This is a genomic window from Sorangium sp. So ce327 (assembly GCF_051530205.1).
In the GTDB taxonomy this organism is placed as follows: domain Bacteria; phylum Myxococcota_A; class Polyangia; order Polyangiales; family Polyangiaceae; genus Sorangium; species Sorangium cellulosum_B.
In genome coordinates this window covers 5,144,481-5,167,890 of the sequence record NZ_CP150330.1, presented here as the reverse complement: position 1 = coordinate 5,167,890, position 23,410 = coordinate 5,144,481, and the positions used below count along the sequence as shown (strand labels likewise).

Genomic DNA, 23,410 nt, shown 5'->3' with positions numbered 1-23,410 from the left:
CGCGAGGGCGCGACGGCTCAGGGAGAGGGGCATCGAGATGCGAGACCTGAAGGGGATCGTCGAGGTGGAGCTGCTCGTCGAGGAGAGCGGCGCGCTCACGCCGACGCGGGAGTACGTCCATCGGGATACGACCTATGTCGAGGGGCGGTCAGGCCAGCGCTATGCGCTGCGCGTGCGGAACCTGACGGGCGCGCGCGTCGAGGTGGTGCCCACCGTCGATGGCCTCGACGTGCAGAGCGGCAAGGACGCTTCCTTCGATGCCCGCGGCATGGTGATCAGGGCGCACGAGTCGTTCGATTTCACCGGATTCCGGATCAGCCAGGAAGATGTCGCGACGTTCCGGTTCGGGAGCATCGAGCAGTCGTACGCCGCGCAGATCGGCAAGCCCCGCAACGTGGGTGTCATCGGCCTGGCGGTGTTCGAGGAGCTCGCGCCCCCGCCGCCGCCACCCCCGCCTCCCTTCATGCCGCCCCCGCCGGCGTTCGGCGGGCCGCAAGGCGGCGGGCTGCCGCCGCCGGCGCCGGGGTTTGGACCGCCCGCGCCCGCGCCCGCTGTTCCGCCGCCAGCCCCCGCGCCGGGCGCCGCGCCGGCCCCCGCGGCGCCGAAGGGGCTGGGCACGACCTTCGGCGAGCGGCGCGAGTCCCGCGTCACGTCGACGCAGTTCACCCGGGCGACACCGAAGCCCGCCGCCGTGCTGGTGATCCGCTACGAGCAGCGCGACGGGCTGAGGGCGCTCGGCATCGACGTGGACGGGCTGCACCAGCGCGAGACAGCCAGCCCCTTCCCCGCCGAGACCGGCTTCGCCAAACCGCCGCCCGGCTGGAAGGGCTGAGCGCCGGCGGAGCTCGCGGCAGACGGCTGCCGGTCAACGCGCGGTTGACACGGGAGCCGTCCTTGCTGTCAAGCACGTCAACCCGTGGTTGACGTCGCGGCGCCACGACGCGCCGCGACGAGGACATCCACGCCACGAGCGCTGCGCAGCCCCCCGGCCACACACGTGAGCCGCCGGCATGCGGGTCGGGGCAAACGGCATTGTCGTTGCTTGTCTCGCGGGGCGCGGAGGAGGCGCGGCGCCGGCCTGGTTCGGCGGCCGCCACCTCACGCGCGACCCGGACTGCGCGACGGCCTGGGCTCGAGTCGCCTCGTGCGTGCATCCAACGCAACGACGGTGAGCCGCGCCATGCGTCGTTGTCGCCCGCGGGAGCTCGGCGCCTTCAGCGTCCACGCGAGTTCTCTCGATTCGAAAGGAATCATCTGATGAAGGCCGCTGTCCTCTCGTTCGTCCTCCTCGGTTGCACGGGGTGCACGTTCCTGGCCGGTTGCTCCGGCGCAGCGAGCTCGCCCGGGCCGAGCGATGAGGCGGCCGGACAGGGCGCCGCCGGAGGTAGCACTCCGGGCGCGGGCGGCCACGGCGGAGGGACTGCAGGCGCCCAGACCGGAGCCGGCGGCTCCGCCACCACAGGCTCCGCGGGCAGCACCGGCGCCGCCACCACCGGCTCCGCGGGCGGCGCCGGGGCCGCCACCGCCGGCTCCGCGGGCGGCGCCGGCGGCTCGGGGCCCGTCGATGGCGTGGGTACGATCCTCAAGGTGACGAACCTCGACGCCGACGGCCCGGGATCGTTGCGCGAGGCGATCGAGACGCGGGGGCCGCGCACGATCGTGTTCGAGGTCGGCGGGATCATCGACCTGAACAAGACGCGCCTCGACATCACCGAGCCGTTCGTCACGATCGCCGGCCAGACAGCGCCCTCGCCGGGCGTCACGCTGATCCGCGGCGGGATGAAGATCCGCACGCACGACGTGCGGATCCGGCACCTCCGCTTCCGGATGGGCGACGCCGGGGCTGCGCCGGCGTCGGGGTTCGAGCCCGACGTCACGACGGACGGCGCCTCGGCGTACAACATCGTGATCGACCATTGCTCCGTGGCGTGGGGCGTCGACGAGAACCTGTCCGTCTCGGGCCCTCGCTTCGACGGTCCCGACGGCACCTCGCGCCGCGTCACCCTCAGCAACAACATCATCGCCGAAGGGCTCCTCGAATCCATCCACGAGAAGGGCTCTCATTCGATGGGCACCCTCGTGCACGACCGCTGCACCGACGTCACCGTCGTCGGCAACCTCTACGCCCACAACAACGAACGAAACCCCTGGTACAAGGGGTTCGCGACCGGGGCGATCGTGAACAACGTCGTCTACAACCCCGGCAAATGGGCGATGCGCCTCGGCCCCGTCCTCAAGGAGTGGGAGAGCTCGGGCGTCACGCCGGAGCCGCCGAGGGTCAGCATCGTCGGCAACTACATGCGGCACGGCGCCAACACCTTGCCGGGCCTCCCCATGATCGGCACCAACTCGCTGGGATCCGCCTACCTCGAGGACAACATCGCCGTGGACGCCCTCGGCGCAGCGGCGCCCATCGCCTCCCCGGACATCATCGTCCTCGCCGAGAAGCCCGCGTGGCCCGACGGCCTCGTGGCGCTCCCCGCAGCGTCGGTCCTCGACGCGGTGCTCGCGCACGCGGGCGCGAGGCCAAGAGACCGCGACGAGGTCGATCTACGCATCGTCGAAGACGTCCTGTCCGGCGATGGAATGTTCGTGAACAGCCAAGACGAGGTAGGGGGCTACCCGACGGCAGCGCCGACCTCGCGACCGCTCGACGCCCCGACCGAGGACATCGAGGGCTGGCTCGATCGCCTCGCCGACGAGATCGAGTAGCGACCGTCGCCCGCGCCGTCGCCGAGCCCCGCTGCTCGTGGCCCCTGTTCGTGGCCCCTGTTCGTGGATCGAGCGCAGGCCCCGGAGCGGTGCTCGCGATGACGTCGCCAGGATTCAGCTTACAGGAGGCATCATGTTGAGAGCATCATCGATCTGTTCCGTCGTCGTGCTGGCAGCGCTATCGGGCTGTACGTCGAGCGATGAAGCCGGCAGCGGAGCGCCGGGCGCCGGCGATCCCCCCGGGTACGGCGACGTCGGCGGTGGGGCCGGAGAGCCGGGCAGCGTGCCCGGAGACCTCGGCTCCGACGGCAGCGCCAGCAGCGCCGGCGACGGCGTGGACTGCGGGCGGCAGAACTTCGACGTCGAGCGCAAGCCGGCCAGCATCCTGCTGGTCCTCGATCGCTCGGCGTCTATGCAGGACGATCCGAACGGAGACGAGGGCACGCCGTCGAAATGGGATATCGTCGTGCCCGCCTTGCAGGAGGTGATCGCGGCGACGAACGAGGCGGCCTCCTGGGGCCTGAAGGTGTTCCCCCAGGGCGACAGGACGGGGAGCTGCACCGAGGAGAGCTTCCCGCGCGACATCCTGATCCCGATCGCGGCGAGCAACGCGCCCACGGTGAACCAGGCGATCTCGAGCACGACCCCCGAGGGCGACGGCACGCCGACCGGCGACGCCATCAACAAGGCGGTCGACTACCTGCAGACGATCCAGAACGACGACCCCAAGTACATCCTGCTCGCGACCGACGGAGATCCGTCGTGCCCCAAGAGCGACTCGGACGAGCTCGCCGTACAGGCGGTGACGGACGCGGCCGCCGCCGGCTTCCATACGTTCGTGGTCGGGATCGCCGCGCAGGCGAGCAAGATCAAGGCGCTCAACGGCCTCGCGGTCGCAGGGCTCGAGCCGCGCCAGGACCCGGATCCGCTCGCGCCGAGGTTCTACCTCGCGGCGACGCAGGACCAGCTCGTGACATCGCTGCTGGCGATCACGGGAAAGGTCTCGACCTGCCTGTTCCCGCTCAGCGAGCCGCCGCCAAACCCGGACCACGTCGGCGTGTTCGTCGGGGAACAATCGATCATGCAAGACACAACAGGCACGGATGGATGGAATTACACGGGGCCCGACATGATGACCATCCAGCTGCACGGCGCTGCGTGTGAGCAGGTCGCGAGCAGCGGCGCCGGCGCCGTCAAGGTCATCTTCGGCTGCAAGGACGACCCGATCTTCTGAGCTGCGGGGCGCAGCCTGCCGAACGCTGCGCTCGGCAGGCTCGCGACGCCGATCGCGGGGTCGCCGCCGCCCAGGGCACGCCCTCCCCCCGGAGCACCTGCGCGTCAACCCGTTCGTCAACCGGTGTCGACCGCGCGTTGACACGAAGGCCCCAGCGCGCCTCCACGCGATGCGCGATGTCCCGCCGCGCACCCTGGATCGCCGCTTGCATTCACCTCGACGAGCTCGACGTAGAAGCCAGCTGAACGGCGCGAAGCGCGAGTTCGTGGTTGCCCCCTCGACGGGTCGCGTCGAGGAGTCGACAGCGCCGTGCACGCGCTTCCGGGCCGCGGGTCGCCCATCATGATGCCGGAACGAGAGGTAATGAGATGAGATCTGGAATGAAGTCAGCCTTCACTTTGCTGTTCGTGATCGGCGCCGTCGGAGCCATCCAGCTCGGCTGTTCAGACGACGCGGCGACGCCGGACGACGGCCAGGGAGGCAGCAGCTCGAGCAGCAGCGCCGCCGCGACCGGGGGGAGCACCAGCAGCACGGGCGGCGCCGGCGGCGGCAGCACCGCCACGAGCAGCTCAAGCACCACGGCCGCGAGCACCACGAGCAGCTCAAGCACCACGAGCAGCGCGACCACGAGCAGCTCCAGCACGACGGCCGCGAGCGCCACGAGCAGCGGCACGGGCGGAGAGGAGCCGCTCGGCGACGAGCTCCCGATGGTGATCCCGACGCCCACGAACGGCAACGGCGAAATCAGGAACCAGACGACGGTGCTCAAGAACGCCGCCCACGGCGGGCAGGACGTTTACGACTTCAACAACCAGAAGATCGGCGTGAACAACACGGAGGACTGCGACGACGGCGAGGGCCAGAAGACCGTGTTCGAGGTCGAGGACGGCGTCACCGTGAAGAACCTCATCATCGCCGGCGGCCTCCCCGGCGGCAACGGCATCGTCTGCAAGGGCGACTGCACGCTCGATCACGTCTACTGGGAGGACGTCTGCGAGGACGCGGCGACGAACAGCGCCGACGGGGCGACGATGCACATCAACAGCTCCATCGCCTTGCACTCGGCCGACAAGATCTTCCAGCACAACGCCAAGGGCGGCTCCACGACCATCGTCACGAACTCGTACATCGCCGACTTCGGAAAGCTCTGGCGCTCGTGCGGCGACTGCACCGCGAACGGCGGGCCGCGTCACCTGATCATCGACAACGTCAGGGTGGACCGCGTGAAGACCACGGTCGCGGGCGCGAACCAGAACTACGGGGACACGGTCACGATCACGAACCTCTACGTCAAGGGGGGCTACGACGCGGACGACGACAAGCCGAAGATCTGCCAGGAGTACAGGGCCGTCACCGATCACATGGGCGAGTCCGAGAAGCTCCACGGCGGCGCGAGCCAGTGGGACACCGCCACGTGCCGCGTGAGCAAGAGCGACGTGAAGAGCTGGTGATCGCGCGAGGGGCAGCGCGCGCCAGCGTCGCCGCCCCCCTGCACCCCGGCGCGGGCCGGGGGCGCGGACCGCCGCGCCCGTGACGACCGCGCCGTCCACCGACGACCCCCGTCCCCGACGACCCCCGCGCAGCGCCGCTACGCGCCCGCGTCGAGCTTCCGGCGCAGGTTGTCGCGGGCGCTCGCCTCGAGGCGGGCGTGGAAGTACGGCGAGAGGAAGATCCGCTCCGCCGCGAGCAGCTTCTCGAAGAAGCGCCGCCGGCCCGCGGCGTAGAGCTCGGGCGGCACGGCGCTGTACTCCGCGGCGATCGCCCGGTCGTACGCGTCGAACGCCGCCTCGTCGCTGCCCAGGATGGCCATGTCGCAATCGAGGAAGAGGGCCTCTTCCTCGCCGACGTCCGCCGGCCCGAGGGCCCCGTGGCGCGCCGTGAGCAGGATGAGCCGCTCGATGAGGCCCTCGTCGAGCCCCTCGCCGGGCAGCCAGCGCGCCACCGCCTCGCGCGCGAGCTCCGCGCTGCGCGCCTCGTTGTCGTGGCGGCCAGGCACGTACACGGCGTCGTGGAAGAGCGCGGCCAGGAACACCTCCCGCGGCCTCCGCCAGCCGACGTCGCGGGCGACCTCGCCCACCCGGCGGAGCACCTCGCGCACGTGCGCCAGGTCGTGGTACGCGCGCCCGGGCTCGCCGTAGGCCGCGCGCACCGTGCCCCACAGCGGCTCGGGCAGGACCAGGCCGTCCGGGGCCTCCGGCGGCGCCTCGCCCGCCGCGATCCCGCCGTCCGGCCTCACGCGAGCACCAGATCCTCGGGGCGGAACAGCTCCCCGTCGTACGTGGCGACGCGGCCCTTCTCCGTGGCCTTCGCGTGGTTCTTCGCGAGGTTGGCGCGCCCCTGGATCTCGCGATCCGTCAGGAAGCAGTCGACGTCGGCGACGCACAGCCCGGCCGAGATCGTCGGCGACCGCTCGACGCGGCGGTAGCGGCGGCGGGCGAGCCGCTCCTGGAGCGCGCGCAGGAAGTCCACCGCCCAGGCGCGCGTCGCGTTGGGCAGCGTGATCATGTACTCGTCGCCGCCGAACCGGTACGCGTGCCCGTGCGCGAAGACGTGCGCCTCGATGCTCTCCATGAGCGGCGGGAGCACGTGGAGATCGACCGCGGTCTCGGTGTGCTGGACGTTGAACGCCTTGAAGTCGTCGATGTCGATGAACGCCACGGCGATCGAGGCGCCGCGCAGCGCGCAGCGCGCCCGGTAGTGCGCCAGATCCGGCAGGAAGAGCCCGGGCGCCTCGAGGATGTGGAACTTCTCGTCGTACTCGCGCGGGCGGAGCGGCGGCGCCTCCGGCGTCACGGCCTCGGCGTGCCGGATCGACATGTAGTCGGTGAGCTGAGGCACCTTGAGCGCGCGCGTGGCCGCGAACCAGGGCGCGGCCATCAGCTGCTCCAGCCCGTGGACCTCGCGCCGGAGGTGCCGGATCGTCTCGGCGTTCACGGCCTTCTGCAGCGGCTCCTCGATCGCCGTGGCGCTGTCGCGCCGGAGATCGATCAGGATGCGCTTGAGCAGCGGGCCCTGCGTGTCGTGGATCTGCGCGTGCGGCGGGCGCAGCTCGAGCTGCCGCCCGAGGAGGCTCAGCTGTCCGATCAGCTCCGTCACCTCCGGCGGCTCGTAGCCGCGGAACTCCTGCCGGATCACGTCCGCCACGTCGCGGCGGAACGCCTCCGTGAAGCGGGTGACGCACTGGGACAGGATCTTGGCCTCGGACTGCGTGAACTCGAGCACCTCGCGAGGATATCCTGACGGCGTGCGTCCAGCGCCCCGGACGCACCGCGCGCTGGAAATCCGCCGGAAATTCGGAGATGCTGCCCCGTCCCCCTCCCGCGCGATCCATGCACGACCCCACCCGGACGATCACGACCCTCCGAAGCGACGCGGTCGAGCTCCCGGACCTGCGCATCCTCGTCACCCCGCAGAAGAGCCCGCCGATCGAGGCCGCCCTCGGCGTCGCGCCGCTCGTGCTGGGAACGAGCGGCGAGTGCGACGTCATCATCCCCGACTCGCGCGTCTCGCGCCGCCACTGCCAGCTCCGGTTCTCGCCGCGCGGGGTCGTCCTCACCGATCTCGGCAGCAAGAACGGCACGTTCATCAACGACGTCCTGATCGTCGAGGGCTTCCTCACCCCGGGCGCCGTCGCCTCCCTGGGCGGCGTGCCCCTCACCGTGCGCGTCGGCGGCGCCCCGGTCGTCGTCCCGCTCTCCACCTCGGCCCGCTTCGGCGAGGCCCTCGGCGGCAGCGTCCCCATGCGCGCGCTCTTCGCCCGCCTCGAGCGCGCCGCGGCCACCTCGGAGACGATCCTCCTGCTCGGCGAGTCCGGCACCGGCAAGGAGGTCCTCGCCCGCGCCATCCACGCGGCGAGCCCGCGCAGCGGCGGCCCCTTCGTCGTGTTCGACTGCAGCGCCGTCGCCCCGAACCTCATCGAGGCCGAGCTCTTCGGCTACACGAAGGGCGCGTTCACGGGCGCCCAGGGCGCGCGCGCCGGCCTGCTCGAGGAGGCGAGCGGCGGCACGCTCTTCCTCGACGAGATCGGCGAGCTCCCGCTCGATCTCCAGCCGAAGCTCCTGCGCGCGCTCGAGGCCCGCCAGGTGCGGCGCATCGGCGCCGCGGCGTACACGTCCTTCGACGCCCGCGTGATCGCCGCCACGCACCGCGATCTCCAGGGCCGCGTGGCGTCGGGGGCGTTCCGGGAGGATCTCTATTACCGGCTCGCCGTCGTCGAGACCGTCGTGCCGCCGCTGCGCGAGCGCAAGGAGGACATCCCGTTGCTCGTCGAGCGCTTCCTCGCGGCGCAGGTGCCGCCGCGCTCGCTCGCCGACCTGCCGCCGAACGCGCTGGAGCTGCTCCGCGGGCACCACTGGCCGGGCAACGTGCGCGAGCTCCGCAACACCGTCGCGCGGCTCATGCTGTTCCCGCACCTCGCCGAGGAGGCGATCGTCAAGGTGGCGCCGCGGCCCGCCGACATGGGCGTCGGCCAGCTCGTCGCGCTGCCGCTCCGCGAGGCGCGCGACATGGTCGTCGAGCAGTTCGAGCGCACGTACATCGCGATGAAGCTCCGGGAGAGCGGCGGCAACGTGGCGCGGGCCGCCGCGTCGATGGGCGTCTCCCGGCAGCTCGTCCACCGGCTGATGGAGCGCTACGGGATCCGAAGCAAGGGCTGATAGCAGGCGCGACGCGCGTGGCTCGGCATTCGCGGCATCGGGAGCCGCGGGCGGAAGCCTACGACCTGGTTGATGTTCTGGGGTTCACCACCAGAGCGAGCCCCTTCCGGTTGAGCAGCAAGCCGTCTCTCGTCGGGAAAGGTTTGCGCTTCCGCTCCCGCCAGGTGCGGAGCGCCGCAGAGCGTTGGTGCTGCGCCCAGGTCACGGGGACGGACTCCATGCATCGCAGAAATCGGGTGCGCCCGCCGGCGTCCATGGCGTCACGCAACATGAAGCGCCGGATGGGCTGCGACACGAGCAAGTATGGTCCGAGGTGATACAGCGCCAGGAGGAGCAGGCAGGCCTCGCCGAGACGCCGGAGGGCGGCGTCGAGGTCCCGGGCGCGCTCCGCATCCAGGTCGATCGAGCGGATGTTCCAGTAGAGGTTCCGGTAACGCGCGGTGGAGCCGTGTACGAAACGGCTCGACTGCTGGTAGGCGTGCTCGATCTCGGAGAACAGGAAGGCGCTTTCGGCGGCGTCGCCGAGCGCGGGCTGGAAGTGTGGAAGGCGCTGGATCTCCTTGAGCAAGTCGGCCCAAACGTCTCTCACATCCTCCTCGGGGAGGACGGAACGCGAGACGAACAGCGAGGGGCGCGAGTCGAAGTAGCAGTGCCGGACGAGGTTCTCCAGGAGGCTCCGGGCGTGAACATAAGCGGTGCGCTCCACCCCGAGCACGCCTGCATGCAAGATGGCGACAATGTCCGCTCGCGCCGCGTTCAGGAACGCCGGGACCGTCGCAAAGCCGCTGCAGTGCCACGCGAGCCAGTTCAGGTAGGCGAGGGTCTGCTGGGAGGCGGCGAGCTCCGAGCCGGAGGCTCCGAGCCGGCGCTCGACCTGTCGGCCGACCTCCGTGAGCAGCCTCTCGCGGGGTGAGTCGCGGCGCTGTCGCCTACTCGCCATGGGCCTTCTTCACGTTCCTTCTGCGTGTCTCCGAGATGGCCCGGTCGGCAGGGCCGCGCAGTCCTTCCGCCAGCAAGCGGGTCGTGATGTCATCGATTTTGTCGGACGCAAGCCGCTCAGCGTCCTCAACAAGCCTCTCCGCGAGGTGCTGGCGCGCCTCCTGAGCCTTGTAGGGCAGCAGACTTGGCGCCCAGATGGTTCGGAGCTGCGCGATAGAGTGCAGCGTCGGCAGCACGATCACGTTCTCCGCTATTGCCGAAATCGCGAGCCTGCGAAGAAGGGACTCGATCCTTTCACGATGAGGAGGTCCCGCGTTAAACGACGCGATACGGAGCAGATCTACGAACCTAAACACCTTTTCAGCAGTAGCGGAATATCTGTTATCCAGATAAAGCAGGGCTTGTTCGACGGTGTCTTCGATAGTTGAATTCGGTAGTGTGACAATAAGTCGATGGAACGAGGCACGGATCATCGGCTCGATCTCGGCATGGGCGCTGGCAAGCTCGATGACTTCTTTCCTGACGATCTCGCGCAACCTTTCGATCGACACAGGCTCCTGATCCTCGGGACGTTGCTGCCGCTTGAAGTCCCGGAGCAGCTGGAGGACCTGCGCCAGCTCCTTCTGCCCGGCGAGGATCGCCTCCGCGGCCTGGAAGTCCTCCGCAGAGTGCTCTTCGACCAAGCTCAGCAGCGCTCGCGCCGCCCGTACTCCGTCACTGCCCGTACGCTCGCGACTCGTCACGGCGCACCTCCAAGAAGACCCACCTCCTGCGCGACGGCTTCAAGCTCGTCGACGAGCCGTACGTGGCCCGGATCGCCAGAGAACGGCAGCGGCTCGTTCCGCTCGAACGAGTCACGATAAGCTTCATTCCTGGAGATCACCGCGGAGAGGCAGCGAACCGCAGGCTTCTGCGCCGCGCACAGATCGCTGATTCCCTTCAGGTATTGCTCTGCCTTGGCTCGTTGAGCGGCGTCGCTCGACGGCGGGAACATGCTGAGCACGACCCCGGCGACCTTCGCCTTGATGTCCAGAACCTTCTTGTACTCCTTGAGCGCTTTCATGAGGAGCGGGAGCCCGTGGAGAGAGAACTGATCTGCCGTCATCGGGACCAGGATCTTGTCCGCCGCCTTGAGCGCCGCCAGGCTGACGCTGCTGATGCTCGGCGGGCAGTCGATGATGACGTGGTCGTACGCATCGCCGGTCCTGGGCAGCCATCTCTTGATTCGCGACACGACGATCTCCGCTGCGATCTCCTGCACCTCGAATAGCCTCGCGCTCCCGCACACGAGCGTGAGCGACCCCCCGCCAGCGCACGTCCGCACGAGCTCCTGGTAGTCGCTCACCTTTCGCAGCGGGCCGTGCGGCTTCCCGCTCACCACGTCGAAGTACCGCACATCGCCGTGAAACAGATCGTGGAGGTTGCCTTCCCGGCGCTCCTTGTCCTCGCGCGTCCTCGCCTCGAAGCGCTGATCGCTGAGCAGGTACAGGCTGGCGTTGCACTGCGGGTCGGCGTCGATCAGAAGGACGCGTTTGTGGTGCCTTTCGGCGAGGAGCGCGGCCAGGTTGACGGCGATCGTCGTCTTGCCGACCCCTCCCTTGATGTTCTGCACCGCGAGGACGCTCTGTTTCGGCCGATCCGGCATGCCGGTGGGAGCATACGCCACAGCCGTACCGCTCGGAAGTTTCAGCGGAAACCAGGAGTACGTCCGGAAGCGGAGCGGCCGAGACCGCACGCCTCTCACGCAGAGCTCACCTGTGCGGGTCCACGTTGGGCCACACCGGGAGACGATCCAGCCACGCGCATCCCGTGAACCTATGAAGATTGTTCACCTTTCCGCCGTTCGCTCCGCCCCAGCGACGCCGTATCGGCGGCTCGGAAGCGTCCCGGCGTCCGGCGCGAAGGCAGACGGGCCTCGCGCCGGCGCTCAGAACGAGCCGCGCAGCGAGAGCGCTGCGCCGTCCGGAAGCAGGGCGGAGCCCGCGGCCGGCGTCGCGGGGACGATCGGATCGAGCTGGAAGTACAGCACCGTGCCCAGCCCCGCAGCGACGAGCCCCGCTCCAGCGCTGATGGCACCGACCTTCCAGACGGTGTCGATCGCGTCTACCTCGTCCGCCCGACACCCGGGCGCGCACCTGCTGCGGAGCTCGCTCCGGTCGAGGTGCCCCTTGATGCCGAGGAACGCGCCCACACCGAGCCCAACCACGCCGGCGCCGGCGAGCACGAGCGGCCAGCGCTGCCGCACGGGCGGCGCATCGGCGCCGAACGCAGGGCGCGACGGCGCCGACGCAGGGAAGCGCACCGCGATCGGCAGCGCCTTGTCGCCCTGCGCCACCGTGACCACGGTGACGACGCGCGTCCCCGCCGCGTCCTCGAAGGTGAGCGTATGGCGCCCGGGATCGAGCTCGATCGGATCCTTCGGGAGCGCGTCGACCAGCGGCGCGCCGTCGAGGAGCACCCTGACCCGGCCCGGTGCGCGGCCGTCCGCGGACGTGGCCGACAGCGCGACGCTGGGCACGTCGCGTTCGACCTGCTCGCTCCAGCTCTGGCAATCGCGGGCGAGCGTCGCCGGGCACGAGCTCACGCAGACGCGAAGCTCGGCCCGCGCGCGCAGCAGCGCCCGGTCGCGAACGAGCTGCTGCGCTTGCTCGTACGAGGCCGCGCACGTCTCACCCACGCCCTGAGCACGGGCGCGCGAGCTGGCGACGAGCGTGACGGCCGCGCCCAGGGCGGCGAGGAGGCCTCGTTTCATCGCGGCGTAGGCTACACGCTTCCACCGTTCACAGGCACTCACGCTTGATCCGCCGGATGCCGCTGGCATCGACGTAGTACGGAGGCACGCAGCGGGATCGCGGCCGCGCGGTGCGCGCGGGGGCCGCGGCGCGCTCCTGCGCGGTGGCGGGCGCGACCGGTTCCGGCGCCCCCGCGGTGCTCGCAGGCGCCGCAGCGGCGCTCGCAGCGGCCGCAGGCGCGGCCTCGGACGCCGCCGGAGCGGCCGCGCTCGAGGCGAGCGCCGCAACCCCCGGCGCCGGGGCGACGGCCAGCGGAGGCGGCTCGCCGGCTCCGGCGCGCTCGGCCTGCGACGCATCGGGCTCTGGACGCACGCTACAGCTCCTGCCGAGGGCCACGGCGAGCACGAGCGCGCTGGCCCCGAGCGCGAGCGTGGAGGCGCGGACGAGCTGCGCGCTCGCCAGCCGCGGCGGCGCCGCCGCGGCGACCGGCGTCGCGAGCGCCGACGCCACGGGCCGCGCCATGTCCTCGACCGTCCTCGTCATCGTCGGAACCGTCACCGAGGTCCGCATCGCGCGCCCGCGGCCGCCCGACGGCTGCGCGAGGCGCGCCTCGAGGTCCCGCGGCGGCGCGTCGTCCACGGCGGCAGATCTCGGCGGCGGCAGCGCTGGGGCCGCGCTCCGCTGCGACGTCTCGATCGCGGCGAGGCTCTTCGCCCGCGCCTCGAGGAGCGTCCCCGCCGTCGCCTCGACCCACGCCCCGACCGCCCGCGGGCTCGCCGGCGGCAGCGCCTCCTCCAGCGCGGCCGCCATCTCCAGCGCGGTCGCGTAACGCCGGGAGGGATCCCTGTCGAGGCCGCGGAGCACCACCTCGTCGAGCGCCTTCGGCACGTCGCCGTAGACGCTCGGCGGCTGGACGACGCCCTCGAGGATCCGCCCGAAGATCTCCGCGTCGCACTCCCCCGTGAACAGCCGCCGTCCGGTGAGCACCTCCCAGAGGACCACGGAAGCGGCGTAGATGTCGGCGCGGCGGCTCAGCGGGGCTCCGCGCAGCTGCTCGGGCGCCATGTAGCTGAGCTTGCCCTTGAGCTGCCCGACGCGGCTCACCTGGCTCCGCACCGCCGCCCGCGCGATCCCGAAATCGAGCACGCGCGGGATGCCGTCCTCGCCGACGAGGATGTTCTGCGGCGAGACGTCGCGGTGGACGATCTCGAGCGCGGCGCCCTCCTCGTCGGTCGCCTCGTGCGCCGCGTGCAGGCCCGCGAGGGCGCCGGCGATGATGGCCGAGCCGATCGGCTGCGGGACCTGGGCCCCTCGCCGGCCGGCCTCGCGCAGCAGGCTCGAGAGCGACTCCCCCGCGATGTACTCCATGACCACGAAGAGCTCGTCGTCGGCCTGCACGCTGTCGAGCGTGGTGACGACGTTCGGGTGGCGGATGCGCACCGCGAGCCGCGCCTCGTCGAGGAGCATCGACGAGAACTCGGGGTCCCTGGCGAACTGCGGGTGCAGGCGCTTGATCGCGACCGTGCGGGCAAAGCCATGGGCACCCACGAGCCGCCCGAAATGGACGGACGCCATCCCCCCGGAGGCGATCACGCCATGGAGCGTGTACCGATCGAGGGTCCGCCGCTCGCGCTCCTGGGCAGGTGCCATGGTGGCTCTGTTCTACAACATCTCGGCAGCGTTGCCGGACGGTAACCTGCGCGCCGCGCTCGCGTCAGGCGGCCAATGACGCCGGGCAGCGGTGAGGGCGCTCGACGCGGCAGATGGGTGTCTGACCGCCCCTGCCGAGGTGGGACCGATGGAGAAGCAACTGCGTGTGTCCACAGTGTCAACTCACGGTTGACATGGATCGGGCTGGCGGCCCGCGCCGGTTACTTCAGATAGGAGCCGCAGCGCCCGTCGCCGGTCTCGACGTCCTTCGCTGTCGCCTTTCCTGGAGGGAACGCCCCGCGATCGCAGAGGGCCGCCAGGATATCGAGGAGCTCCTGCGCCATCTCCTTGCCTGTGCTCCCGCGGACCTGACGGCCCATGGGCGAGCCCGGCTGCCCGTTCAGGATCTTGTGCCAGTCCTCGTACGCCTTCTGCCGCGCGTGGGAGCCGAGAGAGTAGGCGCCATCGTCGAAGAGCACCTTCGTCCCATCGTCCCCATGGCACGACGAACAGCGCTCCTTGATGTGCGCCTTCCCGCGGGCGGCGTCGCCGCCTGGGAGGAGCGCGTAATGTCCCTGAGCCGGCGGCTTGATCGTGAAGATCTGGTCAGGATGCGGGAGCGCGCCGTCACGGACGCCTATCACGAACGCGGCCACGGCCTCGATCTGAGGGGGCGTGAGCACGTCGCCGTACGCGGGGATCTCGCGATCCCCCTTCGTGAGCAGAAGGACGAGATCCTCTTGCGTCTCGCGGCCCCCGAGGAGGCTCCGCGAGACGGCGTACCCCTTCGCCATCGCGCCTGGTCCATAGATGCCCTCGCGCCCCTTGAGATCCCAGCCGAAGAGATTCTTGAGACGATAATCATGGCCGGCGTCGTTGCTCATCGCCTCCCCGGATCCGAGCCTGAGCGTCCCATTGCCCGAGGGACCGCCTTGACCATCCAGGGCCCCTTTGGTCTTCGAGCTATCGGGGACAAAGGCCGAGAACGGGGGCTCTTTCCCATAAAACTTGTCGAAGAGCCGGCCGCCGAGCGCCGTGTCGATAACGGGCGTCGCCGGCGCGGGCAGCGCAGGGGCGGGACTTGCGGGAACTGCGGATGGCGTGGGCGGCACCTCTGCCGGCGTGGCAGGGCCGCAGGCCGCTGCGGCGGCGAGGAGCGCAGGGAACGCGGCCGAGAGGGGAGCGCGACCTACAGCGAGCGAGCGGGATCGGGCACAGCGGAGCAAGAAAGCCTCCTGGCGATGGGGGTCACGCGGCCACTGTATTCAACTCTGACCCGGCGCCGCAACCACGACCCGTCGACCACGCCGAACACCCGATCTTCGCGCTCGCGGTGCGCGGCCATGAGCCAGACGAAGTTGAGCTGTTGCGCGCGCCGCGCGCAGGCGGAGCCGCGCAGCGGGAGCGGCGAGGCATGCCCGCCGCGGTGGTGGTCGTCGAGCCTCCGGCTCACGCGTGCGGGCCGCGCGCTGCCTGGCGCGAGCACTTGGGGGGGCGGCGCGGGAGGTCAACGTCTTGCGTTGCCATGGCCTTCGCGGTAAGGGGGCGGCAATGAGTGGTCCCGAACTCGGCCGCCTCATCGACGAGGTCGATCGCACGGTGGACGTCCAGTTCGCCGCTGCCGGCGATCTCGATGAGCTGAACCGCCTGTATGCCAGCCTGCTCGGGCGCCGCGGGTCGCTCAATGCGCTGATGAAGCAGCTGCCCGGCGCGGCGCCCGAGGAGCGCAAGGCGCTCGGCCAGCGCCTCAACGCCGTCAAGGGCCGCGTGGAGCGCGCCCGCGAGGAGGCGACGGCGAGGATCAAGCGCGCTGCGCGCGATCGCGAGCTCTCCGCGCCGCCCCTCGATATCACCCTGCCCGGCCGCTGGCGCGCGCCCGGGCGGTCGCACCCGATCATGCGGACCCTCGACGAGATCGTCGATATCTTCGTCGGGCTCGGGTTCGACGTGGCCGAAGGGCCGCAGATCGAGCTCGCGCGCTACAACTTCGATCTCCTCGGGTTCCCGGCGGATCACCCCGCCATGGACATGCACGACACGTTCTACATGGCCGGCGATCCTGGCCAGAACGTGCTCCTCCGGACGCACACGAGCCCGGTCCAGGTGCGCGAGATGCTCTCCCACCCTCCGCCGGTGATGATCGTCGCGCCCGGGGTCGTGTACCGCCGCGACGACGACGCGAGCCACAGCCCCATGTTCGTGCAGATCGAGGGGCTCGTGGTCGACCGCGACGTGTCGCTCGCCGATCTGAAGGGCCTGCTCGAGGTCTACAGCCGCCGGATGTTCGGCGAGGCCACGAGGACGCGCTTCCGGCCGAGCTACTTCCCCTTCACCGAGCCCAGCGCGGAGCTCGACGTGTCCTGCCTCGTCTGCTTCGGCGAGAACCGCGCCTGCCCGCAGTGCAAGGGGACGGGCTGGCTGGAGGTGCTCGGGTGCGGCATGGTCCACCCGACGGTGCTCCGGAACGTCGGGATCGACCCGGAGGAATACACGGGGCTGGCGTTCGGCATCGGCGTGGATCGCACGGCCAACATGAAGTTCGCCGTCGACGATATCCGCGCCTTCTACGAGAACGACGTCCGCTTCCTCGGAAGCCTCTAGGCCACTGCCCCTCGCCCGCAGGCCCGATTCCCCATGTTGATATCCTACAAGTGGCTTCAAGAGATCCTCGGCGCCGATCCCGGCGTCGACGCGGTGACCTCGGCGCTCGGCCGCGGCGGGCTCGAGGTCGACCGCGTGACGCACGTCGGCGCCGCGCTGCGCTCGGTGGTCCTCGCGAGCGTCGTCGCGACGCGGCCGCACCCGGCGGGCAAGAAGGGCCTGACGGTGGTCCGCGTGGACGCGGGTGATCGAGAGGTAGAGGTCGCGTGCGGCGCGCCGGTCATCCCGGCGGCTCCGGCGCTCGTCTGTTATGCGCCCGTGGGGGCGCAGGTGCTCGACCGCACCGGCGCGCTCGTGACGCTGACCGAGAAGGCGGTCGCCGGCTTCACGTCGCCCGGCATGCTCTGCGCCGAGGACGAGCTCGGGCTCGGGTCGAGCCACGAGGGTCTCCTGACCGTGGAGGGCGGGCGTCCGGGGCAATCGCTGCTCGACTGGGAGCCTCGCCTCGAGGACTGGATCATCGAGCTGAGCGTCACCCCGAACCGGCCCGACGCGCTGGGGCACCTGGGCGTGGCGCGGGACGTGGCCGCGGTGCTCGGCCTACCGTTCCACCCGCCCGCCGTCGCCGCGGCTCGAGCGAACGGCGCCGGAGCGCCCGCGGCCGTGGAGGTGCGCGACGGGGACCGCTGCCCCCGGTATGACGGGCAGGTGATCGAGGGCGTCGGCGTGGGCCCGTCGCCGCTCTGGGCGCGGGTGCGGCTCGGCCGCCTCGGCGTCCGGCCGATCACCAACATCGTCGACGCGACCAACCTGGTGATGCTCGAGCGGGGGCAGCCGCTCCACGCCTTCGATCTCGACACGCTGCGGCTCCCGATCGAGATCCGGAGGGCCAAGGCGGGCGAGGCGTTCGTCGCGCTCGACGGGCAGAAGCTGTCCCTGGACGAGGACGATCTGGTCATCGCCGACGCGGACCGCGTGGTGGCCCTGGCGGGCGTCATCGGCGGCGCGGACAGCGGCGTCACCGCGACGACGCGGCGGGTGTTCCTGGAGTCGGCGTACTTCGAGCCGCGCGGGATCCGCAGGTCGGCGCGCCGGTACGGCTTCCACACCGAGGCGTCGCACCGCTTCGAGCGGGAGGTGGACCTCTCGGGGGTCCCCCTGTCGCGCGACCGCGGTAGCGCGCTCATCTGCGAGCTCGCCGGCGGCGAGGCGGCGGGCGAGCCGATCGACGCGTACGTGGCGCCGCGCGCGCCGCGCCGCCTGACGCTGCGGCTCCCGCGGTACCAGCGGATCATCGGGGCCGAGGCGCCGGCGCGGGCGCGGGAGATCCTGGAGACGCTGGGGCTCTCGGTGCTGGAGCAGAAGGCGGACCGGCTCCTCGTCGAGGTGCCGGAGCACCGGCCCGACATCGCGGAGGAGATCGACCTCATCGAGGAGGTCGCGCGCATCGCCGGCTACGACCAGATCCCGAGCCGGCTGCCGCGCGTCGGGGCCGCGCCGGCGGGCGCCCGCGGCGATTACCGGCTGCGGCGCAGGGTGCGGCAGATCTGCACGGGGATCGGGCTGCACGAGGCGGTGACGTACTCGTTCCTTTCGCCCCAGGAGCTGAAGGCGGCGCGCTACGACGACGGGTCGCTCCTGCGGCTGCTCAACCCGCTCTCCGAGGAGAAGTCGGTGATGCGGCCGTCGCTGGTCCCTGGGTTGCTCACGGTGGTGCAGCGCTCGCAGCGGTACAACGTGCCGCGGGTGCGGCTGTTCGAGGTGAGCCAGGTGTTCCTGCCGTGGCAGGGCGAGGCGGGCGGCGCGGGCCAGCTGGCGCGGGTCGAGCGGCCGCCGGTGAACGAGCCGACGCGGCTCACGATCTTCCTCGCGGGGCCGCGCGACAGCTACCTGACGCGGCCCGAGGACGTCGATTTCTACGACGGCAAGGGCGCGGTCGAGGCGGTGATCGCGGAGCTCGCGGGCAGCGTGACGCCGGCGTTCGACCTCTCGGGCGAGGCGCCGCCGTGGGCGCACCCGAAGAAGGGCGCCCGCGTCCTGCTCGACGGCCGCGAGGTCGGGTACGTGGCGGAGCTGCACCCGGACGTGCGCGAGGCGCTGGAGATCACGAGCGGGGCCGTCGTGGCGGAGCTGGATCTCGCGGCGGTGGCGGCGGCGTACAAGGCGCCGGTGGCCGCGAAGCCGAGCCGGTTCCCGGCGATGCGGCACGACGTGGCGCTGCTCTTGCCGCTCGACGTGCCGGCGGGAGAGGTGCTCGAGGTGCTGCGGACCACCGCGGGGGAGCGCTGCGAGAAGGTCGAGATGTTCGATCGGTACCGCGGCGAGGAGCTGCCGGCGGGGACACACTCGCTGGGGTTCGCGCTGTGGTTCCGGTCGGCCGAGCGGACGTTGACGGACGACGAGGTCGACAAGTGGACGAAGGCCGCGGTGGACGCGGCGAAGGCGCGGTTCGGGGCGCAGCAGCGCTGAGGGCCGGCGGCGCGCTTGCTCCGCAGCGCCGCCTCGGCCGCTTACCTCGCCTTCTGCTCCTGCTGGGTGGCCTTGACCTGGGCGTGGCGCGCGTCGGCCTCGGGCCGCTGCGCCGTGTCCCGCGCCGTCATCGCCTCGCCCGCCGCCACGCGGGCCCGCCCGGCCTCGGCCTCCGCGCGCTCGCGGGCCTCCTCCGCCTCGCGCTGCATGCGCTCGGCCCGCCTCCTCTGCGCCTCGCTCTCCTGCTGCGCCCGCTCCGCCGCGCTCCGCTGCGCCTCCTCGCTCGCCAGCGCCTTCTTGAGCGTGTCCTCCGTCCTCCGGATCTCCTCGAGCTGCTCCGTGATCACCGTGTTCTGGCGGGTCAGCTTCACGATCCCCGCCCCCGCCGCGACCACCAGCAGCGACAGCGCCGCGATGATCCCGGACACGAGGCGCCGCCTCCCGCGCTGCAGCTGGTCGGCGAACCGGAGCACCTCCTCCAGATAGAGCCTCTCCCGCTCCGGCAGCGCGCCCCGGTAGCGCTCGCGAAAGCCGCGCGCCTCCTCGGCGACCTTGCCCCGCCAGAGCGTGTCCGCGGCGCGGCCGCTCGCGTCCCAGAGCCTCGCCGCCGCGCGCAGCCGGTCCAGGAACGCGGCGTCTTCCTGGTTCTCGTCCAGCCAGCGCCGCAGCGTCGGCCACCGCTCGATGAGCGACTCGTGCACGATCTCCACCGTGCTGCCCGCGCGATCGCTCCCCGTCTCGATCGCGAGGAGCCGCGCGTCGGCGAGCAGCTCCACCACCCGCTCGATCTCGCCCCGCTCCCCGGGCAGCTCGCAGAGCTCGCCCAGGCTGGCCACCGCCCGTGTCCGCTCCGGCGTCACAAGGCGCTCCAGGACGGCCCGCGCGAGCTTCGCCCGGCGCTCGCTCATCCCGGCCAGCACCGTGTCGGCGTGGCTCGCCAGCGCGCCCGCCACGCCCCCGAGCGCCTCGTAGCTCGCGATGGTGAGCATCCGGCGCTCCCGATCGCGCATCTCCCACAGCCGGGCCGCGGTGAACTGCAGGAGCGGCAGCGCGCCGCGCGTCGTCGCCAGCGCGTCGAGGATGCCCTCGATCATCGCCGTGTCCTCGATCTCGTGCCGCGCCGCCTCGATCGGCCTCATCAAGGCCTCGCGCAGCCCCTCGCGCCCCATGGGGCGGAGGAACACGAGGCCGCGGATCATCGCCGCCATGAACTGCTCGTGCTCGGCCATCCGCTCGAGGAAATCCGACCGGACCGACAGGACGACGCGGAGCGGTGAGGAAGCATCGTCGGCGATCCCCTCGAGGCACGCGAGGAACGCCGCGCGCTCACCGGCCGGGGCGCCGAGCGTGAAGAGCTCCTCGAACTGATCGATGAACAGCACGAGGCGCCGCTTCGCGCGGCCCGCCCCCCCGCGCAGCGCGGCGCCGAGCAGGCCGGGCTCGGCGCGCAGCCGCTCGACAAGGGCCCCGCGCATCGCCGCGCCGCCCTGCGGGGAGAGCGCCTTCACGTCGGTGTTGAGGGTCACGGCGGGGTGGTCGAACAGGTCCGCCATCACCGCCATCGGCTCGCGCCCGGGCCGCACGACGAGCGCCTCCCAGCCCTCGCCAGAGCGCTTGAGCGCCGGGATCACCCCTGCCCTCACGAGCGACGACTTCCCCACGCCCGAGGCGCCGGCAATCGTGAGCAGCGGCTGGCTCCGGAGGCGCGCCACCGCGCCCGCGAGGTCCTGCGCGCGGCCGAAGAAGCGGTCGGCGTCGGCCTCCTGGAACGACGACAGGCCGGCGAACGGGCTCTCGTCGCTGCCGAGGAGGATCTCCCGGCGCCCAGGCAGCAGCGGCAAGAGCTCGGTCAAGAGCTCCTGCGCGGAGGCGAACCGGTCGGCCTTCCGCTTGCAGAGGCAGCGATCGATGATCGCGCCGAGCGCGCCGGCCTCCGGATGGCGCGCGCCGACGGTGGGCATCGGCTCGTCGAGGATCGGCACGGCGAGGAGATCCATCTTGCCGCACGGCGCCAGCGGGTGCGCGCCCATCACGAGCTCGTGCAGAATGATGCCGACGGCCCAGACATCGCTCGACGGATCGATGTCGATTCCTCTCCACTGCTCGGGGGACATATACGCCAGCGTGCCGATGATCCCGCCGTCGCGGGTCAAGCCCGTGTCCCCGGCGACGGCGCGACCGGCCGAGAGGACCGCCTCGTCCTCGCGCAGCTTGGCGATGCCGAAATCGACCACCTTGATCGCCCCGGATGCCTCCAGCATGATGTTCTCCGGCTTGAGGTCGCGGTGGACGATGCCGGACGCGTGCGCGCTCGCGAGCGCGCGCACGACGGGGACCACCATGTCGACCGCCAGGCCGGGCGGCACCGGCGCCGTCGACACCTCCTCCCCCGCGTCCACGGGCCTGCGCCGATTCATCCAGGCGCGCAGGCTCTGCCCCTCGATGTACTCGAGCACCATGTACGGGAATCCGTCGTGCTCGTTCACCTCGTGGATCGTCACGATGTGCTCGTGCTTGCAGCGCGCGGTGGCCTGCGCTTCGACAAGGAAGCGCTGGACCCCGGCGCTGCTCAGCATGTTGAGGAGCTTGATGGCGACGAGGCGAGCGAGGCGGGTGTCGCGGGCCAGGAAGACAACGCCCATGCCGCCCCGGCCGAGCTCGCGCAGCAGCTCGTAATGGCCGATGCGGGTGCCGGCCGCAGGCGCCGGCCTGGCCTGCGCCAGCAACGAGGGCGGCGGGTCGAGCGTCTCGGGCTCCTCGTCGCGCTGCGCCTCGCGGGCGCCCGTGACCAAGCGGTCGGCCCCGGCCCGCAGCGCGGGGGTGGGGGGCGCTGCGCCGGCGATCGCCGTGTTTGCGTAGCCCGCGTCCTCCGGCGAACTGCCGCTCATCGCAGGACGCTTCTCGTCATCATGGGGTGCCGCACCGGCCTGGAAGCATAGCCGTGTCCGAGTTCACCAGCACAGCCTTTGCGCGCGGCGGCTCAGGGCCCCCTGCACCGCGACCTCCTCGTGCGGAGTGAAGATCGAGATCCTCCCCGCTGCCTTGCTCGACGCTGCGATGCTGTGGGCCCGTTGAGACCCGGCGCGGGGCCTTCCCAAGAGGAGGTGCCCCGCCGTACGCTCGCGCCGCGGGCGCCCGGCGCTCCGCGGCGACCTGGGCGAACGGTGGGTTGGTTGGACGAGCTGAGGAGCGAGCAGAGGATGCGCGGATTCACCCGGAGATGGGGCGTCGAGCGGAACGGGGACGCCGCGGGTCGCCGGCACGGCGGCAGAGCGCTTTGCCATGCGGCTGCGCTGGCGTCCCTCATCGCGCTGACGGCCCCCCTCGGCGCGTGCTTCGACACCGGATCCGCGTGCGGCGCGAGCTTCTGCCCGACCGGCTATGTGTGCGACCCCGACCGCGAAGGCAACCCGACGTGCTTCGCACAAGCCACGGGCGAGCGCTGCGACGTCCCGATCACACCGGACGGCAATTCCTGCTTGAAGGAGGACCTGCAGAGCGTGTGGGGGAGCGGACCGAACAACATATTCGCCGTTGGCAAGGAGGGCACGATCCTTCACTACAACGGCAGCAGCTGGAAAGTCATGCCGCTCGACCCGATCCCACGGAATCCGCTGAACGCCGTGTGGGGGAGCGGGCCCAAAGACGTGTTCGCGGTGGGCGAAGAAGGCGCCATCCTGCATTTCGACGGCGAACGCTGGAGAATCGTGGAGCACGAGTCGATCCCACGAATCACATTGAACTTCGTGTGGGGAAGCGGGCCGGATGACGTGATCGCCGTCGGCGACAAGGGCACCATCCTGCGCTTCAAAGACGGACAATGGAAGGCCGCGACCCACGAGTCGGCCTCGCAAGCGTCGTTGAACGCCGTGTGGGGAAGCGGGCCGCAAGACATGTTCGCAGTCGGCGAAAACGGCACCATCCTGCGCTTCGAGGGCGAGCGCTGGGAAGCCGTGAAACACGGGTCGATTCCGCCGAGATCATTGAACTCCGTATGGGGAAGCGGGCCGCAGGACGTATTCGTCGTCGGCGAGGGCGGCACCATCCTGCACTTCGACGGCGCCGACTGGACGGCCATGACATCGGCGCCGACAGCACAGAGAACGTTGAACTTCGTATGGGGAACCAGGTGGGACCTCAGCCAACATATCGTCTACGTCGTCGGAGACGATGGCATGCTCTTGCGTTACGGCAGCCTCGGCTGGAGTCACCGCCTTCCAGCGGACGCTTCGCTCAATGCCATATGGGGCGACCCCCTGAAATTCCATATCGTCGGCGACAACGGCGTAGCCATCTCCGAGAGCGTATCCGTGTCACCGTGGTAGCAACAGCGCACCTCCCGTTCAGCAGAAGCGCCCGGGCCACGCGCGGCGCCTCGACGAGGTGCGCCGCCGCATCGGGCTCCGCGCGCGCCTGGG

General features: G+C 71.2%; 18 protein-coding genes. 8 read left to right on the top strand and 10 right to left on the bottom strand.

What is annotated here, in order from left to right:
• Positions 1 to 37 precede the first annotated feature (37 nt).
• The 3 genes from WME95_RS19355 to WME95_RS19345 all read left to right on the top strand — a co-directional run bounded on the left by WME95_RS19355 (position 38) and on the right by WME95_RS19345 (position 3,946).
• Entirely contained in the window at positions 38 to 832 is a 795-nt protein-coding gene (locus tag WME95_RS19355; RefSeq protein WP_437909826.1) for a hypothetical protein, read from the top strand.
• Between the two features lie 425 nt (positions 833 to 1,257).
• Positions 1,258 to 2,712: a pectate lyase family protein gene (locus tag WME95_RS19350; RefSeq protein ID WP_437909825.1), complete on the top strand. Its 1,455-nt coding sequence runs from the start codon at positions 1,258 to 1,260 to the stop codon at positions 2,710 to 2,712.
• Between the two features lie 133 nt (positions 2,713 to 2,845).
• The gene (locus tag WME95_RS19345; RefSeq protein WP_437909824.1) at positions 2,846 to 3,946 is read left to right on the top strand and encodes a vWA domain-containing protein; all 1,101 of its coding nucleotides are present in this window, start codon (positions 2,846 to 2,848) and stop codon (positions 3,944 to 3,946) included.
• Positions 3,947 to 4,286: 340 nt separating this feature from the next.
• Here WME95_RS19345 and WME95_RS19340 read toward each other — a convergent pair whose 3' ends face one another.
• Positions 4,287 to 4,619, bottom strand: coding sequence for a hypothetical protein (locus WME95_RS19340; RefSeq protein ID WP_437909823.1), 333 nt, complete (start codon positions 4,617 to 4,619; stop codon positions 4,287 to 4,289).
• A gap of 34 nt (positions 4,620 to 4,653) precedes the next feature.
• Between WME95_RS19340 and WME95_RS19335 the strand changes: the two genes are divergently transcribed.
• A complete protein-coding gene (locus WME95_RS19335) occupies positions 4,654 to 5,397 on the top strand; it encodes a pectate lyase (RefSeq protein WP_437553576.1) in 744 nt (247 codons plus the stop codon).
• Between the two features lie 137 nt (positions 5,398 to 5,534).
• Here the strand turns inward: WME95_RS19335 and WME95_RS19330 are convergent, their stop codons facing one another.
• Both WME95_RS19330 and WME95_RS19325 read right to left on the bottom strand, forming a co-directional pair.
• Positions 5,535 to 6,182, bottom strand: coding sequence for an HD domain-containing protein (locus tag WME95_RS19330; protein WP_437909822.1), 648 nt, complete (start codon positions 6,180 to 6,182; stop codon positions 5,535 to 5,537).
• A complete protein-coding gene (locus WME95_RS19325) occupies positions 6,179 to 7,168 on the bottom strand; it encodes a diguanylate cyclase (RefSeq protein WP_437718366.1) in 990 nt (329 codons plus the stop codon). The genes WME95_RS19330 and WME95_RS19325 overlap by 4 nt, the downstream gene beginning before the upstream one ends.
• 107 nt (positions 7,169 to 7,275) lie before the next feature.
• Between WME95_RS19325 and WME95_RS19320 the strand changes: the two genes are divergently transcribed.
• The gene (locus WME95_RS19320; protein ID WP_437909821.1) at positions 7,276 to 8,601 is read left to right on the top strand and encodes a sigma 54-interacting transcriptional regulator; all 1,326 of its coding nucleotides are present in this window, start codon (positions 7,276 to 7,278) and stop codon (positions 8,599 to 8,601) included.
• A 58-nt stretch (positions 8,602 to 8,659) separates the two neighbouring features.
• On the opposite strand, the gene WME95_RS19315 is transcribed toward WME95_RS19320, so the two are convergent.
• The 6 genes from WME95_RS19315 to WME95_RS19290 all read right to left on the bottom strand — a co-directional run bounded on the left by WME95_RS19315 (position 8,660) and on the right by WME95_RS19290 (position 14,806).
• Positions 8,660 to 9,541, bottom strand: a complete 882-nt coding sequence (locus tag WME95_RS19315; RefSeq protein ID WP_437909820.1) for a hypothetical protein — start codon at positions 9,539 to 9,541, stop codon at positions 8,660 to 8,662.
• Positions 9,531 to 10,283 carry a hypothetical protein gene (locus WME95_RS19310; RefSeq protein WP_437909819.1) on the bottom strand — a complete coding sequence of 251 codons (753 nt, stop codon included), beginning with the start codon at positions 10,281 to 10,283 and terminating at the stop codon, positions 9,531 to 9,533. Before WME95_RS19310 ends, WME95_RS19315 begins: the two co-directional genes overlap by 11 nt.
• On the bottom strand, positions 10,280 to 11,185 hold the full coding sequence (locus WME95_RS19305; RefSeq protein ID WP_437909818.1) for a ParA family protein: 906 nt from the start codon (positions 11,183 to 11,185) through the stop codon (positions 10,280 to 10,282). Before WME95_RS19305 ends, WME95_RS19310 begins: the two co-directional genes overlap by 4 nt.
• Before the next feature lie 282 nt (positions 11,186 to 11,467).
• Positions 11,468 to 12,292 carry a hypothetical protein gene (locus tag WME95_RS19300; RefSeq protein ID WP_437909817.1) on the bottom strand — a complete coding sequence of 275 codons (825 nt, stop codon included), beginning with the start codon at positions 12,290 to 12,292 and terminating at the stop codon, positions 11,468 to 11,470.
• A 28-nt stretch (positions 12,293 to 12,320) separates the two neighbouring features.
• Complete coding sequence (locus tag WME95_RS19295; protein WP_437909816.1) at positions 12,321 to 13,922, bottom strand: protein kinase domain-containing protein; 1,602 nt, start codon at positions 13,920 to 13,922, stop codon at positions 12,321 to 12,323.
• A 221-nt stretch (positions 13,923 to 14,143) separates the two neighbouring features.
• Entirely contained in the window at positions 14,144 to 14,806 is a 663-nt protein-coding gene (locus WME95_RS19290; protein WP_437909815.1) for a hypothetical protein, read from the bottom strand.
• Between the two features lie 667 nt (positions 14,807 to 15,473).
• Here WME95_RS19290 and pheS point away from each other — a divergent pair.
• Both pheS and pheT read left to right on the top strand, forming a co-directional pair.
• Positions 15,474 to 16,523, top strand: a complete 1,050-nt coding sequence (gene pheS / locus WME95_RS19285) for a phenylalanine--tRNA ligase subunit alpha (protein WP_272098834.1) — start codon at positions 15,474 to 15,476, stop codon at positions 16,521 to 16,523.
• A gap of 33 nt (positions 16,524 to 16,556) precedes the next feature.
• Entirely contained in the window at positions 16,557 to 18,992 is a 2,436-nt protein-coding gene (gene pheT, locus WME95_RS19280; protein ID WP_437909814.1) for a phenylalanine--tRNA ligase subunit beta, read from the top strand.
• A 41-nt stretch (positions 18,993 to 19,033) separates the two neighbouring features.
• Here the strand turns inward: pheT and WME95_RS19275 are convergent, their stop codons facing one another.
• Positions 19,034 to 21,880: an nSTAND1 domain-containing NTPase gene (locus WME95_RS19275; RefSeq protein ID WP_437909813.1), complete on the bottom strand. Its 2,847-nt coding sequence runs from the start codon at positions 21,878 to 21,880 to the stop codon at positions 19,034 to 19,036.
• Between the two features lie 312 nt (positions 21,881 to 22,192).
• Here WME95_RS19275 and WME95_RS19270 point away from each other — a divergent pair, with 312 nt between their 5' ends.
• Positions 22,193 to 23,317, top strand: a complete 1,125-nt coding sequence (locus tag WME95_RS19270) for a WD40/YVTN/BNR-like repeat-containing protein (protein ID WP_437909812.1) — start codon at positions 22,193 to 22,195, stop codon at positions 23,315 to 23,317.
• The last annotated feature ends 93 nt before the right edge of the window (positions 23,318 to 23,410 follow it).